The following is a 14887-nucleotide window of genomic DNA, read 5'->3' on the forward strand; positions in this document are numbered from 1 at the left end:
TCATGATCGGCTCGCCGCCTTCTCGCCGCGCGCATCGCGGCCAGTGAACTCTCGCCGGGCGCGAGGTTGCCGGGAGAGCGTGACCTCGCTGAGGAGTACGGCGTCGCGCTCGGCACGATCAGGCGTGCCGTACAGGAACTCCGTGATCGTGGATTCGTGGTCACGTTGCCCGTGAAGGGGACCTACATCACGCGCCTAGACAATCGCCCGCCTGAGTAGGCGCGGACGCGGAACGGCCCGGAACCGTGGTCGGTTCGGTTCCGGGCCGTTCTGGTCGGACTAGATGTCGTAGTAGAGCTCGAACTCGTGCGGGTGCGGACGCAGCCGGATCGGGTCGACCTCGTTCTCGCGCTTGTAGGCCACCCACGTCTCGATCAGGTCGGGCGTGAAGACGCCGCCTTCGAGCAGGTAGTCGTGGTCGGCCTCCAGGGCGGCGAGGACCTCGGGGAGGGAGCCGGGCACCTGCGGCACCTGGCGGGCCTCCTCCGGAGGTAGCTCGTAGAGGTCCTTGTCGACGGGCTCCGGGGGCTCGATCTTGTTGCGGATGCCGTCGAGGCCCGCCATGAGCATGGCCGAGAAGGCGAAGTACGGGTTGCACGACGGGTCCGGCACGCGGAACTCGATGCGCTTGGCCTTCGGGTTGGACCCCGTGATCGGGATGCGGACGCAGGCCGAGCGGTTGCGCTGCGAGTAGACCAGGTTGACCGGGGCCTCGTAGCCAGGGACCAGGCGGTGGTAGGAGTTGACCGTCGGGTTCGTGAACGCCAGCAGCGACGGAGCGTGCCTGAGCAGGCCGCCGATGTAGTAGCGGGCCGTGTCGGACAGGCCCGCGTAGCCGACCTCGTCGTAGAAGAGGGGCGAGCCGTCCTTCCACAGCGACTGGTGGCAGTGCATGCCGGAGCCGTTGTCGCCGAAGATCGGCTTGGGCATGAACGTGACCGTGTGGCCGTACTCCAGGGCCGTGCTCTTGATGACGTACTTGTAGAGCATCAGGTTGTCGGCCGTCTTGAGCAGCGTGCCGAACCTGAAGTCGATCTCCGCCTGACCGGCCGTGCCGACCTCGTGGTGCTGCATCTCGACGTCGATGCCGGCCTCGATGAGGTTGCGCACCATTTCCGAGCGCAGGTCCGTGAAGTGGTCCATCGGCGGGACCGGGAAGTATCCGCCCTTGTAACGGGGCTTGTAGCCGAGGTTGCCGCCTTCGGTGGCCTTACCGGTGTTCCAGGCGCCCTCGATGGAGTCGATGTAGTAATAGCCGGCGTTCTGCCGCGTCTCGAAGCGGACGTCGTCGAAGATGTAGAACTCCGCCTCGGGACCGAAATAGACGGTGTCGGCGATGCCGGTGCCCTTGAGGTATTCCTCCGCCTTGCGGGCGACGTTGCGCGGGTCGCGGCTGTAGGCCTCGCCGGTCAGCGGGTCGTGTACGAAGAAGTTGATGTTGAGCGTCTTGTGCTGGCGGAACGGGTCGATCACGGCGCTGGACGGGTCGGGCAGCAGCAGCATGTCCGACTCGTGAATGGCCTGGAAGCCGCGGATCGACGAGCCGTCGAACATGAGGCCATCGGTGAAGACGCTGGCGCCGAAGTTCTCGACCGGGAAGGTGAAGTGGTGCGTCGTCCCCGGCAGGTCGGTGAACCTGACATCGACGAACTGCACCCCTTCGTCACTGATGTACTTCAGGACGTCGTCGGCGGAGTTGAACACTCTCGAACCTCCCTGGGGACATGGCTATCAGGCCGACGTTAAGTCGTGGCCGTTTCCGAACGGTGTCTCGGTTGTTTCACACATGTTAAGCGGGCTCAGGTCGGGTTCGAAGCGCGACACCCATCCTTACGGTCTTCTTCGCCACCCTTCTCCTTGCCCAGATCGTAGGGGTCCGACGGCGGGCCGGTCGGTTCCACCGCGTCCGGAGCCGAGTCCGGGTAGTCGGGGTGGATGAAGGCGTCGTCCACGTCGCAGCGCGCGGGAGTGCTGCTGTAACCCCAGTTCGCCAGCCACAGGACGAGCTCTCCCGCCTCCCGGAAGACGAACACGCTGCCGGTGGGGTGGGCGACGAGACGGATCGTCGTGGCGGGCGCTCCTGGGCGGTGCACGGCATAGGTGATGATGTAGTTCAGCTTCACCAGGGCGCCGTTGCGTCCGTATTTCCGGGCCTTGGTCAGTGTGGTCCTGCCGTTGACCTTGATGACGTCGGTGGAGAGCTGGGCGGTCTTCGGGGCGAAGCTGATCACCCAGCCGCGGCTGTCGGGGTCGTCCTTGCCCTTCTTCCGCGGATCCAGGTTCTTCCGGAACCAGACGCGCTGCTCGCGGTCGAGCAGCTTGACGAAGGCGGTCGGCTTGCCGCCCATGAGCGTCTTGTGGTCGAGATAGGCCGCGGCCATGAGCTCGCGGGTACGGTCCAGAGCCTTCGCGACGTCCTTCTTCGACACGCCGCCGATCGCCTTCGCCTTCGGCATCACGAAGCCCGCCGCGCCGTCGGCGTACTTCTCGGCGGGGGAGCCCTCGAAGGGATCCGCGGCGGCCTCCCCTCCCGGAGCCGCCGTCCCCGTCGTGCCGGTCGCCTCCGGAATGGCGGTGCCGGTCGTCTCCAGGGTCGCGGTCGCCGCGCCAGCCCCCTCCGGGGCCGCGATCACCGGCTGGGTCTCCTCGGGGACCGGGCCCGCCGGCCGACCTGAAGGAATCAGCAGGTCGGGGCGGAAGGCGACGACCGCGCCCGCGGCGGCGATCACCGTGATCACCGCGGCGGTGGCCAGCAGCCCGCGGCCGGCCCGCCCCAGAGGCCGCATGGCCTTGTCCGAGCGCGGCGGCCGGCTCCCCCGGGTGGCCGCCGCGCGCATCCTGCGCTGCTCGTCCGCGTCGATCTGCGCGACGAGCTCGTTGAAGCGCGCGTCTAAGTCATCCCCGTTCGTCATGGCGAACATGATGGGGGAGAAAAGTGATCTTTGTGCCGCGAATGGGTCACGATCCCGACCGGCCCCCCTGCCGGATACCGTGGAGGGCATGAGCAGGAACGAACCGCGCTGGACCCAGACCTGGCTGGGGGGCGTCAGGGCGGCCGGGGTCGATCTCGGGTACCCGGGCGAACGCCTGGGCCTGCCCGAGCAGGGGAGCGGCGCGATCGCCGGGTGGGGGCGGCGCATCGCCGCGCTGGTCATCGACTGGATGATCTGCACCTGGGTGGTCGTGCAGTTGGTGCTGAGGATGAACCCGGCCGAGTCGCCGTGGGCGGTCGTGGCGGTGTTCGCGCTGCAGTACGCGCTGCTCGTCGGGTTCATGGGGCAGACGTTCGGGCACCGGCTCGCGGGCATCAGGGTCGCCGCGCTGGACGGTGGCAACCCGCGGCTGCTGCCCGTCCTGGTACGCACGTTGCTGCTCTGCCTGACCGTGCCCGCGCTCATCTGGGATCGCGACCACAGGGGAGTCCACGACCGCGCCTCCAACACGATGGTCGTTCGTATGTGAGCCTCATTGACAACGTTGTCTGCGCGGGATCTGCTGTTGACAACGTTGTCAGGAGGCGACATGCGGAGAGCACATCTTGCGGTCGTGGCGGCCGTGGCCTCACTGGGATTCGCCGGGTTATCGGGGGTGGCGGTCGCCGATCCGCCTCCGTCACCCCTGCCGTCGGACGCGCCGTCGGCGGCACCCACGCAGCCGACGCCCATCGAGGAGGTGACGCCGTCCCCGACCGCGAGACGGGGGGCGGTGCGCACCGCCCCGCCGGGGGCGCTCTTCTACTCCTCCCTCGAAACCGGCGACCCGCAGCCGGCCTGGCTCAACACGGTGGACGAGGGCAGGAAGGCCGAGGGGATCACCGGCAGCACCACGGGCGGCATCCCGGGCAACATCACCGACGAGGTCGTCGACATCGCGGCCAGCGGCGAGAACACCCCCTCGGGCGAGGTGAAGGAGAACGTGCTCGACGGCGACGTCAACACCAAGTGGCTGGCGTTCACCAGTACGGGCTGGGTGTCGGTGAAGCTGTCCAAGCCCATCGCGGTCACCCGGTACGCCATGGCCTCCGCCAACGACGCGCCCCAGCGCGACCCGGGCGACTGGGCCCTCGAAGGGTCGGCGGACGGGCAGAGCTGGACGGCCGTGGACACGCGGGCCGGAGAGGTGTTCGACGCCCGGCTCAAGACCCGCGAGTTCGACGTGGCGAACCCGGGCTCCTACCTCTACTACCGCCTCAACGTCACGCGGATCGGCTCGGGCACGATCGTCCAGCTCGCCGAGCTCCAGCTCTCGGACGGCGACTCCGCCCCGAAACCGCCCTCCGACATGCGCAGCCTGATCGGCCCCGGCCCCGGCAGCGGCTACACCGCCAAGCCCCGCGCCGGCTACACCGGCCTCAAGGCGCTGCGCTATTCGGGCAGCACGACCACCAGCGGCGGCGGCCACTCGGCCAACAAGGTGTTCGAGACGGACATCGAGGTCACGGCCGACACCGAACTGTCGTATGTGCTGTTCCCCGAGTTCACCGGCGCCTCGCTGAGCTACCCCAGCACGTACGCGAGCGTGGACCTGGCCTTCGCCGACGGCACCTACCTGAGCGACCTGAACGCCAAGGACCAGCACGGCATCACGCTGACACCACGGGCGCAGGGCGAGTCCAAGACCCTCTACGCCGACCAGTGGAACTTCCAGCGCTCCCGCATCGGCGACGTGGCCAAGGGCAAGCGGATCAAGCGCATCCTGGTCGCCTTCGACGCGCCGGCCGGGCCCCTGCCGTTCAAGGGCTGGGTCGATGACATCACGCTCGTCAACGCCAAGCCGCGGCAGGTCGAGAGCCTGGCCGACCACGTGGTGACGACGCGTGGCACCCAGTCGACCGGCGGCTTCTCGCGGGGCAACAACTTCCCGGCCACGGCCGTGCCGCACGGGTTCAACTTCTGGACGCCGATGACCGGCTCCGGGTCGAACTCGTGGCTGTACGAGTACCACCGCAACGGAAACGCCGACAACGTCCCGACCATCCAGGCGTTCGCCGCCAGCCACGAGCCGAGCCCCTGGATGGGCGACCGGCAGTCCTTCCAGGTCATGCCGTCGCTGCTGGCCACACCGAACCCTGACCGGGTCGCCAGGGCCACCCCGTTCCTGCACTCGGGCGAGACCGCCAAGCCGTACTACTACGGCGTCGACCTGCTCAACGGCATCCGTACGGAGATCGCGCCCGCGGACCACGCGGCGGTGTTCCGCTTCACCTTCCCCGGCGACAGCGGCAGCCTGATCTTCGACAACTACAACAACAACGGCGGGCTGAGCATCGACCAGGGCGTCGTCACCGGCTTCACCGACACGCGGAGCGGCCTGTCGGCGGGCGCCACCCGGATGTACGTCTACGCGGTCTTCGACCAGCAGCCCACCGCCGGCGGCAAGCTGACCGGGGCGGGCCGCGACAACGTGACGGGTTACCTCGCCTTCTCCGCCAAGCAGGTCACGATGCGCATCGCCACCTCCTTCCTCGGCGTGGCGCAGGCCAAGCGCAGCCTGGAGCTGGAGAACGGCACGTTCGACGAGGTCAAGGCACGGGCCCAGCGCGCCTGGGAGGACAAGCTGGGCACCGTCGAGGTCGAGGGCGCCACGCCCGACCAGCTCACCACCCTCTACTCGAACCTGTACCGGCTGTTCCTCTATCCGAACTCGGGCTTCGAGAACACCGGCACGGCCGCCGCGCCCGCCTACAAGTACGCCAGCCCGGTCTCGGCCAGGACCGGACCCGACACCCCCACCCAGACCGGGGCCAAGATCGTGGACGGCAAGATCTACGTCAACAACGGCTTCTGGGACACCTACCGGACGACCTGGCCCGCCTACTCGCTGCTCGCGCCCGAGGCGGGCGAGCTGATCGACGGGTTCGTCCAGCAGTACCGCGACGGCGGCTGGATCGCCCGGTGGTCCTCGCCCGGCTACGCCGACCTCATGGTCGGCACCAGCTCGGACGTGGCCTTCGCCGACGCCTACAGCAAGGGCGTGCGCGGCTTCGACGCGAAGTCGGCGTACGCGGCGGCGGTGAAGAACGCCACCGTCGTGCCGACGAACCCGGCCGTCGGCCGCAAGGGACTGCAGACCTCGATCTTCCGCGGGTACACCGCGCTGAACGAGGTAGGCGAGGGCCTGTCCTGGGCCATGGACGGATATATCAACGACTTCGGCATCTCGACCATGGCCGCGTCCCTGGCGAAGACCGCCACCGGCCCGGAGAAAACCCGCTACCTGGAGGAGTCCGAATATTTCCGTAACAGGGCCCTGAACTACGTCAACATGTTCGACCCGGAGGTCGGCTTCTTCCAGGGCCGCGACTCCACGGGCAAGTGGCGGCACACCAAGGCCGACTACGACCCCCGCGTCTGGGGCTACGACTACACCGAGACCGACGGCTGGAACATGGCCTTCCACGCGCCCCAGGACGGCACCGGACTCGCCGCCCTCTACGGCGGGCGCGCGGGCCTGGCCAAGAAGCTCGACGCGTTCTTCGCCGACCAGGAGACGGCCACCTTCCCCGGCTCGTACAACGGTGTGATCCACGAGATGCGCGAGGCCAGGGACGTCCGCATGGGCCAGTACGGCCACAGCAACCAGCCCTCGCACCACATCATCTACATGTACGACCACGCGGGGCAGCCGTGGAAGGCGCAGGCCAAGGTCAGGGAGGCGCTGTCGCGGCTGTACCTGGGCAGCGAGATCGGCCAGGGCTATCCGGGCGACGAGGACAACGGCGAGATGTCCGCCTGGTACGTCTTCAGCGCCCTCGGCTTCTACCCGCTGCAGGCCGGCAGCCAGGACTACGCGATCGGCTCGCCGCTGTTCACCAAGGCAACCGTGCACCTGCCCGGCGGGAAGGACCTGGTGATCAACGCCCCGGCCAACAGCGCCAAGAACGTCTACGTCCAGGGCCTCAAGGTGAACGGCAGCGCGTGGAAGTCCACCGCGCTGCCGCACGACGTACTGGCTCGCGGGGCCGTTCTGGACTTCGCGATGGGGTCCACGCCGTCCACGTGGGGCGAGCCGCCGGAGTCGATCACGTCTGACGGCGAGACGCCCCGGCCGATGCGCGACATCCCGGTCACCGGTGGCCCGGCGGCGCTGTCGGACGACACCTCGCTGACCCAAGCCACCATTTCCGGAAATATCACCCTCCAGGCGGGAGTGCGGGAGAAGGTGGACTTCTACACCCTCACCTCGGCGGCCCCCGGCCCGCTGTCGTGGCGGCTCGAAGGCTCCTACGACGGCACGACCTGGACGGTCATCGACCAGCGTGACGGCCAGGCGTTCGACCAGGCGAAGCAGACCCGGCCCTTCAAGGTCGCCCGCCCCGGCCGGTACGCCCAGTACCGCCTCACCACCTCCGGCACGCTGGCCGAGCTGGAACTGCTGGCAGTACCGGATCCGGCCTGCACGCAGACCGTCACCGGCACCCACAGCGGACCGCTCACGGTCGGCTCCGGCGTGACCTGTCTGAGGGCGGGCGCGAACGTGACCGGCCCCGTCGTCGTACGCAAGGGCGCCTCGCTGATCGCGCGGGGCGCCACCATCGGCGGGCCGGTCACGGCGGTGGACGCCGCCCGGCTGGTCCTGGTGGACACCTCCGTGGGCGGACCGCTCACGGCGACCTCGGTGAAGGAGCTGTCGCTGGAGAAGTCGACGGTCGGCGGGCCGGTCACGCTGATCGGCGACCGCGGGCCACTGATCGCCGCCAGCACGGTCAAGGGGCCGCTGACCTGCACGGGCAACTCCCCGGCCCCGACCGGGAACGGCCTGCCCAACACGGTCTCCGGGCCGTCGGCCGGGCAGTGCAAGGGTCTCTAGCCGGACTGAAAAACCGTACCGGGTTAGATTTCTAACCCGGTACGGTTTATGCTTGGCCCTCATGATGGCGGGACTGAGGGAGAAGAAGAAGGAGCAGACGCGGCGGCGGATCGCCGAAGTGGCGCTGCGGATGTTCGCCGAGCGGGGTTACGAGGCCGTGACGGTCAACGAGATCGCCGAGGCGGCCGAGGTCGCGAAGGTGACGCTGTTCACCTACTTCCCGACCAAGGAGTGCCTGGTCCTCGACGTGGTCAAGGACGACACGGCGAAGATCGTCACCGAGCGGAGGCCGGGGCAGACGCCGCTCGGGGCGCTGCGCGAGCACTACCGGGCGTTCGCCGCCGAGGGGATGGGGGAGGTCGACGTCGACGGCCTGCTCACCCGGATCCGGGTGATCTCGGCCAGCCCGGCGCTGATGGCGGGGCTGCACCAGACCCAGGCCGGGCAGCGTTACGAGCTGGCCGCCGCGCTGGCGGGCGCGCGGGGCGTGCCGGACGGGGCGTGCGAGCTGCGGGACCAGCTCATGGCCGCGCAGATCACCGCCGTGATCACGACGCTGCAGGAGGGGTTCTTCCAGCGGCTCGTCGCGGGGACGCCCATCGCGGAGGCGGGCGGTCGGCTGGCGGGCGAGGTCGAGCTCGCCTTCGACCTCATCGAGCACGGCTTTAAGGGAGATATTTCGTGAAAAAAGGTATCAACTATGACACCGGGTTCCTGCCGGGGGAGAGCCTGTCCCGCGCGGTGTTCGACGCCGAGACGGTCGGGCGCGAGATGCGGGTGATAGCCGATGAGCTGCACTGCGCGGTCGTACGCGTCTCCGGCGGCGACCCGGAGCGGCTGAGTGTGGCGGCCGAGCAGGCCGCCGCGGCCGGGCTGGAGGTCTGGTTCGCGCCCTTCCCCGTCGACCTGCCGCCGGAACGGATTCTCCCTCTCTACGCCGACTGCGCCGAACGAGCCGAGGCCGTACGGCGGAGCGGCGCCGAGGTGGTGCTGGTCACCGGCTGCGAGACCAGCGCCTTCTGCGACGGGTTCATGCCCGGCGCCGACTACCACGAGCGGATGCGGGCGATGATGTCGGCCGACATGGAGTGGTGGCAGTCGCTGGGCACGATCATGGGCCGCTTCAACGGCTTCCTCGGACAGGCCGCCGAGACGGTCAGGCCGCTGTTCGGCGGCCGGATCACCTATGCCTCCGGGCCGTGGGAGTTCGTCGACTGGACGCCGTTCGACCTGGTCGGCGTGGACGCCTACCGTGCCGCGTACAACGCCGGCGGCTTCGTGGAGGAGCTGCGCGGCCACTTCGAGCACGGTAAGCCCGTCGTGGTGACCGAGTTCGGCACCTGCGCCTACAAGGGGGCGGGGGAGCGCGGGGGGATGGCGTGGGTCGTGCCCGACGGCTCGGAGCGCGACGAGGGCGAGCAGGTCCGCTACCTGAACGAGCTGCTCGACGTCTTCGAACGGGAGGGCGTCGACACGGCGCTGTGGTTCACCTTCGCCTCCTACAACCGGCCCGGCGACGCCGACCTCGGCGCGTACGGCGTGGTCAGGATGCTCGACCAGACCCGCTGGGAGCCCAAGGCGGCCTTCCACGCGATGGCGGCCAGGTACGGGCACGGCTGACGTCGGCTGGTCAGGCGCGTGCGCAGCTGAAGATGGCGGTGCCCGGTATGTGCTTGCCGCGTAGCGGGCTCCAGCCGCCCCACACCCGGTCATGGCCCGCCGGCCACTCGGGCTCCAGCAGCCCCGTCACGGTCAGCCCCGAGGCGACGATCAGGCCGATCCAGTCGCCCATCGTCCGATGGTGCTCGACATAGGTCGGCGTACCGTACTCGTCCATCTCGACATAGGGCGAACGGTCGAAGTAGGACCGGTCGGACGTCAGCCCGCGCGGCCCAGGATCGTCGGGGAACGCCCACCGGATCGGATGGCTGACCGAGAACACGAACCGGCCGCCCGGTCTGAGCACCCGGCCCACCTCCCGGAACACGGCCAGCGGATCGGCCACGAACGGCAGCGCTCCGAACGCCGAGCACGCCAGATCGAACGACCCGCCGGCGAACGGGAGCGCCTCGGCATCGGCCTGCACCACAGGGACGTGCACGCCGGTGTCGAGGTCGATCCGCTGCGAGTGGCGCAACTGCCGGTGCGACAGGTCGAACGCGGCCACCTCGGCCCCCTGCCCGACCAGCCACCGCCCGCACTGTGCCGCGCCGCAGCCCATCTCCAGCACCCGCCGCCCGCGCACCTCGCCCAGCAGGCGCGCCTCGGCCTCGTCGACGCCCTCCGGGCACCAGACGAAGCCGGAGTCACGCAGGAACTCGCCGTGTTCGACCTGGTAGTCGTCGGCGTTGCCGTCCCACCAGCCGCGGTTGGCCCGCGACGAGTCCGACAGCATCGGCGCACTCCTCAACGGCACTAGCGCATCTTGGGGCCGCGCGGCACGCGGGCGCCCCTGGGCATCGGGCCCTTGGGCATCGGCATGTTCTTGGGGAGGGAGCGCAGGCGGTCCTTCACCTCGTTGACCGCGGGCTTCTTCAGGTTGCGCGGCAGCTTCATGATGTGGCGCTGGAGCTTGCCCAGCGGGATCTGCCCCTCGCCGTCGCCGCACTGGATGTCGTAGATCTCGACGCCCAGCACCACCCGCGCGACGCGCTTCTTCTCGGCCGCGAGCATCTTCGCCACCCGGTTGCCGGGCCCCTCGGACACCAGCACGACACCCGGGAACCCGACCACGAGGTGGATCAGGTCCTGGTCACGGTTGACCGCGATGGCCGGGGTGACCTGCCAGTTGCCCCGCATCCCCTGCAGCACCGCGGCGGCGGCGCCGGTCTGGCCGTGCAGAATCGAATACTGGGCTTTCTGAGCCAGTTGCCCGAACACCACGAGGCCGACGGTGGCCGCGGCGAGCACGCCGAGGAACACCGAGTACCACAGATAGTCCGTGACCAGCCCGATCACGACGACCACAGCCAGCGTGCCGACCGCCGAAAGGAAGACGATCGGCAACCCCTTGGGGTTGGCCTGCTTGATGATCTGCGCGATCATGCGGAACTGCTTGATGCGTCCCGGCTTCTCTGGATCCTCGGACTTTGCCATGCTTCGAAGAATACAAACCAACCGACCGGGATACGAAAACGCCCGTGGTCAATCGGGCAATTTTCTTTTACGGCAGAGCACGGTGAGCCCCAGTCGCCGTCCGGGGCCGGGCTCCGTCCAGGGGGACGCTCCTCCGGTGATGCGGGGCCGGGCGCCGTGACGAGACGGTGAGACCCCGGCCTACGTGAGCGTGACCAGGTGCGGGGGCTGAGGAGAAGCAGGTGGCCCGCACCGCGTCGAAGGCCGCGAGCCTGGAGTCAGGGCCCCGTGCCGGTCACCGCCACCGTGACCGAAGTGTCATCGGCCGTTATCGAATCGTAGGACGAGCGGACGCCCCGGTCGTGACGTACGGCGCGCGATACGAAGAAGACCGCCTCCTGGCGGAGACGGTCTTGAACGTGGCCCGGAGCGTCAGGCGCTCTGGCGAGCCTCGATGGCCTGCTTGTAGAGCCGGCCGGCGCGGTAGGAGGAGCGGACGAGCGGGCCCGACAGCACCCCGGCGAAGCCGATCGCCTCGGCCTCTGCCTGGAGCTCGACGAACTCCTCCGGCTTGACCCAGCGCTCCACCGGGTGGTGGCGGGGCGTCGGGCGCAGGTATTGGGTGATCGTCAGCAGGTCGGTGCCGGCGGCGTGCAGGTCGCGCATCGCCTCCACGATCTCCTCACGCGTCTCGCCCATGCCCAGGATCAGGTTGGACTTGGTGACCAGCCCGGCCTCGCGGGCCATCGTGATCACACCCAGCGAGCGGTCGTAGCGGAACGCGGGCCGGATCCGCTTGAAGATCCGCGGCACGGTCTCGACATTGTGCGCGAACACCTCGGGCTTGGCCGAGAACACCTCTTCAAGCTGCTCGCGGTTGCCGTTGAAGTCGGGCACCAGCAGCTCGACCCCGCAGCCGGGCAGCAGCGCGTGGATCTGCCGCGCGGTCTCGGCGTAGAGCCAGGCGCCGCCGTCGGGCAGGTCGTCGCGGGCCACGCCGGTCACCGTGGCGTAGCGCAGGCCCATCTGCTCGACCGACTCGGCCACGCGGCGCGGCTCGTCCCGGTCGTACTCCTTGGGTTTGCCGGTGTCGATCTGGCAGAAGTCGCAGCGGCGCGTGCACTGGTCGCCGCCGATGAGGAACGTCGCCTCGCGGTCTTCCCAGCACTCGTAGATATTGGGGCAGCCCGCCTCTTCACAGACCGTGTGCAGGCCCTCCCGGCGCACGAGCGATTTCAGCTCGGTGTATTCGGGGCCCGTCCTCAGCTTGGTCTTGATCCACGGGGGCTTGCGCTCGATAGGGGTTTCGGCGTTGCGCACCTCCAGGCGGAGGAGCTTTCGGCCTTCAGGAGCAACGGTCACCGCCCCAGCTTACGTCGCGCCGCACCCTGCCCTACTCCCAGGGCGGCTTGTGGGCGGATGCCTCAGATGATGAGGCCGAAGCCTCGGATCGCGCGGGTGTAGTGGCGGAGCAGTTCGTCGTCGATCCGGTCCGACTCCGCCGAGCCGAGCAGCTCGGAGCCGGGCGCGGCGATGAGGACGTGGTCGGGGGTCAGCGGCGCGGGAGAGCCGTCGAGGGCCGGCGGCGCGGGGGACAGGGCGGCCTGCCTGATCGACGCCACGCTCTCGCCGCGCAGCGCGGCCGCCTGCATCGGGGCGACGTAGCTTCCGCTGGCCAGCAGTCCGTCGATCTCGGCCAGTTCCCCGGCCGTGATGACACGCAGGGCCCTCGCCTGGCGCTGTTCGCGCCTGTGGGCATCGCCGGAGCGGGCCAGCCGTTTCAGGCAGTACTCGGTGAGCAGCACCGGGCCACCGAGCACCCGCCCGACGATCCGGCCCAGGAAGCCGGCCACCTCGTAGCCGGTGCTCACGGTGTCCAGCGTGCCGAGCGATGAGGCGATCTTCGTCTGGGCCTCCTCGCGCACCCGCAGCGGTGCCGCTCCGAGGAGGGCCTCCCGCCATTCGCCCAGCGTCGAGAGTGCGCCGTTCACGATGAGCTCGTCGCCGGTCGGCAGCTCCGCGTACGCGGCGGCCAGCAGCGCGACCCGCCGCCTCGGCGACAGGGCCAGCCACGAGGGCAGCCCGATGACCAGCACCGGCGTCCTGAACAGGCCGTTGCGCGAATAGCCGGCGCCCAGGACCAGATCCCTGACCGCCACCTTCTTGGGACGCCGGACGCCGATCCGGTCGGCCACCCGATCGGCCATGCCGTACAGCTGCCTGGCCGAGGCGGGATCGAGAACCTCGGCGTCGGCGGGCAGGCGGCCCAGCCGCGGCCGCAGCATCCATCCGATGGCGATCAGCAGGCCGCCGAGCGCCCACGCCGCGGCGAACTGGGCGTTGACCACGATCGTCCATCCGCCCAGCACGACGAACGCCAGCGTCAGTGTGTGCACGACGAGAGCGAGGACCAGAGCCGCGAGCCGCTTCACAACCTGATCGTAAACAGGCAAATGCCAGATTTCACGGTGATTCCCGCACCGCTTCGGTCACCGGCCGGCTAGCCGCGGCCGGTCATGCGCATGAGGTCTTCTTCGTGGAGGTCGTACGGCTCCAGGCCCAGCGCCTCGGCCAGCCGTTTCTCGGCGATCGGCAGGACCTCCTCGACCACGATCCGCCTGCCCGTCTCGGCGGACAGCGAGGAGACGCCCACGTCCGGGATGCCGCAGGGAACGATCCGGCTGAACCATCGCGGGTCGTTGGCGCAGTTGAGCGCGAAGCCGTGCATCGTGACGCCGCGCGAGACGCGGATGGCGACCGCGCCGAGCTGACGGTCGGGCAGTCCGAGGCTGGGGTCGCCCGCGGCCCAGACCCCGGCCCACCCCGGCACCCGCCTGGCCGTCACGCCGAAGTCGGCGCAGATCTGGATCATCGTGTCTTCGAGCCGGCAGATGTAGCGGGTCACGTCGCCGACCTCGATGATCGGGTAGGCGACGAGCTGGCCGGGGCCGTGCCAGGTGATGCGGCCCCCGCGGTCGACGTCGATCACGGGGGTGCCATCAGAGGGACGTTCGTGCGGAGCGGTGCGCTTGCCGGCTGTGTAGACGGGCGCGTGCTCCAGAAGCAGGACCGTGTCGGTCAGCTCACGGGCGACTCGCTTGCCGTGCACCCAGCGTTGCAGCTGCCAAGCCTGCTCGTAGGGGACGTCGACACCGAGGCGAACGATGGCCAATGCGTGGGGGTCGACCCCGTGCTTGGGGCGCATGTGTCCATTGTGCCGTTCCCTCACGCATCAAGGGTAATTCAGGAGGTCAGCAGCCGGGGCTCGATCCGGAACTCCTTCGCCCCTTCGGCCCCGTCATGCTCGATCCTGTACGCATATCCAGCCGGATCGGTGGTTACGGCCTGGATGAACTCGGTGCCCACGTAGTGCAGCGCCACGCCCTCGTCGGCCGCGTAGCCCTCGGGCAACTCCCCGCTGGCCACCGACTGGTGCAGCAGCGGCCGGCGTTGCGGCTCGGAGTTGTAGTGGACGCCACACGAGTAGGGCAGGAAGGCCAGGCCGTCGGCCCACACGTTCAGCTCGGGGCCGAAGGAGTCGGTGTTGCCGCCGACGTGCCAGCACAGCGCGCCCGCGCTCTGCCCGGACAGCACCACACCGGACCGCCACGCTTCCTCGAAGGCCTCGTCGAGCCCGTGCAACCGCCAGAGAACCGCCAGGTTGGCCACGCTGCCACCGCTGACATAGATCATGTCCTGCTCGAGCATCCACGCACGGGGATCCCTGACATTGGGCATCGGGAACACGGTCAGATGGCTCAGCTCAACGTCCCATCCGGCGAAGGCGCCGTACATCTTCAGCAGCCAGTCGGCGCTGTCCCCCGTCGCGGTGGCGACCAGCCCCAGCTTCGGCCGGTCCTGGCCGGTCAGGTCGAGGCCGTAGCGCAGCAGCGGGCTCGCCTCCAGAAAGCCGTGACGATCGGTCGGGCGGAACGATCCACCGCCGATGGCAAGAATGTGTGACTGGCCGGACCTGGTCATGTTGATGTCTCCCATGTGGTAA

At 69.2% G+C, this 14887-nt stretch carries 12 protein-coding genes and 1 pseudogene; 5 read left to right on the forward strand and 8 right to left on the reverse strand.

All coding sequences use genetic code 11. The features are described from left to right. Positions 1–27: 27 nt before the first annotated feature. Positions 28–219: pseudogene (locus tag AB0B91_RS12095) on the forward strand (winged helix-turn-helix domain-containing protein); the annotation flags it as partial. Positions 220–279: 60 nt separating this feature from the next. On the opposite strand, the gene glnA reads toward AB0B91_RS12095, so the two are convergent. Both glnA and AB0B91_RS12105 read right to left on the reverse strand, forming a co-directional pair. Next, entirely contained in the window at positions 280–1704 is a 1425-nt protein-coding gene (glnA, locus tag AB0B91_RS12100; RefSeq protein ID WP_358318304.1) for a type I glutamate--ammonia ligase, read from the reverse strand. Positions 1705–1799: 95 nt separating this feature from the next. Beyond that, the gene (locus AB0B91_RS12105) at positions 1800–2912 is read right to left on the reverse strand and encodes a hypothetical protein (protein ID WP_358318305.1); all 1113 of its coding nucleotides are present in this window, start codon (positions 2910–2912) and stop codon (positions 1800–1802) included. Between the two features lie 88 nt (positions 2913–3000). On the opposite strand from AB0B91_RS12105, the gene AB0B91_RS12110 reads away from it, so the two are divergent. From AB0B91_RS12110 to AB0B91_RS12125, 4 genes are all read left to right on the forward strand, one after another. Then, on the forward strand, positions 3001–3462 hold the full coding sequence (locus tag AB0B91_RS12110; RefSeq protein ID WP_358318306.1) for an RDD family protein: 462 nt from the start codon (positions 3001–3003) through the stop codon (positions 3460–3462). Positions 3463–3522: 60 nt separating this feature from the next. Then, positions 3523–7809 carry a GH92 family glycosyl hydrolase gene (locus tag AB0B91_RS12115; RefSeq protein WP_358318307.1) on the forward strand — a complete coding sequence of 1429 codons (4287 nt, stop codon included), beginning with the start codon at positions 3523–3525 and terminating at the stop codon, positions 7807–7809. Positions 7810–7870: 61 nt separating this feature from the next. After that, on the forward strand, positions 7871–8494 hold the full coding sequence (locus AB0B91_RS12120; RefSeq protein WP_358318308.1) for a helix-turn-helix domain-containing protein: 624 nt from the start codon (positions 7871–7873) through the stop codon (positions 8492–8494). Continuing rightward, complete coding sequence (locus AB0B91_RS12125) at positions 8491–9429, forward strand: hypothetical protein (RefSeq protein WP_358318309.1); 939 nt, start codon at positions 8491–8493, stop codon at positions 9427–9429. The genes AB0B91_RS12120 and AB0B91_RS12125 overlap by 4 nt, the downstream gene beginning before the upstream one ends. A gap of 10 nt (positions 9430–9439) precedes the next feature. Here AB0B91_RS12125 and AB0B91_RS12130 read toward each other — a convergent pair whose 3' ends face one another. The 6 genes from AB0B91_RS12130 to AB0B91_RS12155 form a co-directional block, all read right to left on the reverse strand. Continuing rightward, a complete protein-coding gene (locus AB0B91_RS12130) occupies positions 9440–10204 on the reverse strand; it encodes a methyltransferase domain-containing protein (RefSeq protein WP_358318310.1) in 765 nt (254 codons plus the stop codon). Positions 10205–10224: 20 nt separating this feature from the next. Then, the gene (locus tag AB0B91_RS12135) at positions 10225–10905 is read right to left on the reverse strand and encodes a DUF4191 domain-containing protein (protein ID WP_358318311.1); all 681 of its coding nucleotides are present in this window, start codon (positions 10903–10905) and stop codon (positions 10225–10227) included. A 411-nt stretch (positions 10906–11316) separates the two neighbouring features. Beyond that, positions 11317–12246 (reverse strand): lipoyl synthase, encoded by a 930-nt coding sequence (lipA, locus tag AB0B91_RS12140; protein ID WP_219532704.1) that lies wholly within the window; start codon positions 12244–12246, stop codon positions 11317–11319. 62 nt (positions 12247–12308) lie between these two features. Then, positions 12309–13316 (reverse strand): hypothetical protein, encoded by a 1008-nt coding sequence (locus tag AB0B91_RS12145; RefSeq protein WP_358318312.1) that lies wholly within the window; start codon positions 13314–13316, stop codon positions 12309–12311. A gap of 68 nt (positions 13317–13384) precedes the next feature. After that, positions 13385–14089 carry a lipoyl(octanoyl) transferase LipB gene (gene lipB / locus AB0B91_RS12150; protein ID WP_358318313.1) on the reverse strand — a complete coding sequence of 235 codons (705 nt, stop codon included), beginning with the start codon at positions 14087–14089 and terminating at the stop codon, positions 13385–13387. A gap of 38 nt (positions 14090–14127) precedes the next feature. Continuing rightward, positions 14128–14865 (reverse strand): peptidase E, encoded by a 738-nt coding sequence (locus tag AB0B91_RS12155; protein ID WP_358318344.1) that lies wholly within the window; start codon positions 14863–14865, stop codon positions 14128–14130. Positions 14866–14887 lie beyond the last annotated feature (22 nt).

Source organism: Nonomuraea sp. NPDC049141, assembly GCF_040648415.1.
Classification (GTDB): Bacteria; Actinomycetota; Actinomycetes; order Streptosporangiales; family Streptosporangiaceae; genus Nonomuraea.

What these genes read in the sequence shown, in the direction of transcription:
- AB0B91_RS12110 (WP_358318306.1), top strand. Translation starts at nt 3,001, where the DNA reads ATGAGCAGGAACGAACCGCGCTGGACCCAGACCTGGCTGGGGGGCGTC.
- AB0B91_RS12115 (WP_358318307.1), top strand. Translation starts at nt 3,523, where the DNA reads ATGCGGAGAGCACATCTTGCGGTCGTGGCGGCCGTGGCCTCACTGGGA.
- AB0B91_RS12120 (WP_358318308.1), top strand. Translation starts at nt 7,871, where the DNA reads ATGATGGCGGGACTGAGGGAGAAGAAGAAGGAGCAGACGCGGCGGCGG.
- lipB (WP_358318313.1), bottom strand. Translation starts at nt 14,089, where the DNA reads ATGCGCCCCAAGCACGGGGTCGACCCCCACGCATTGGCCATCGTTCGC.
- AB0B91_RS12130 (WP_358318310.1), bottom strand. Translation starts at nt 10,204, where the DNA reads ATGCTGTCGGACTCGTCGCGGGCCAACCGCGGCTGGTGGGACGGCAAC.
- AB0B91_RS12105 (WP_358318305.1), bottom strand. Translation starts at nt 2,912, where the DNA reads ATGACGAACGGGGATGACTTAGACGCGCGCTTCAACGAGCTCGTCGCG.
- AB0B91_RS12155 (WP_358318344.1), bottom strand. Translation starts at nt 14,865, where the DNA reads ATGACCAGGTCCGGCCAGTCACACATTCTTGCCATCGGCGGTGGATCG.
- AB0B91_RS12135 (WP_358318311.1), bottom strand. Translation starts at nt 10,905, where the DNA reads ATGGCAAAGTCCGAGGATCCAGAGAAGCCGGGACGCATCAAGCAGTTC.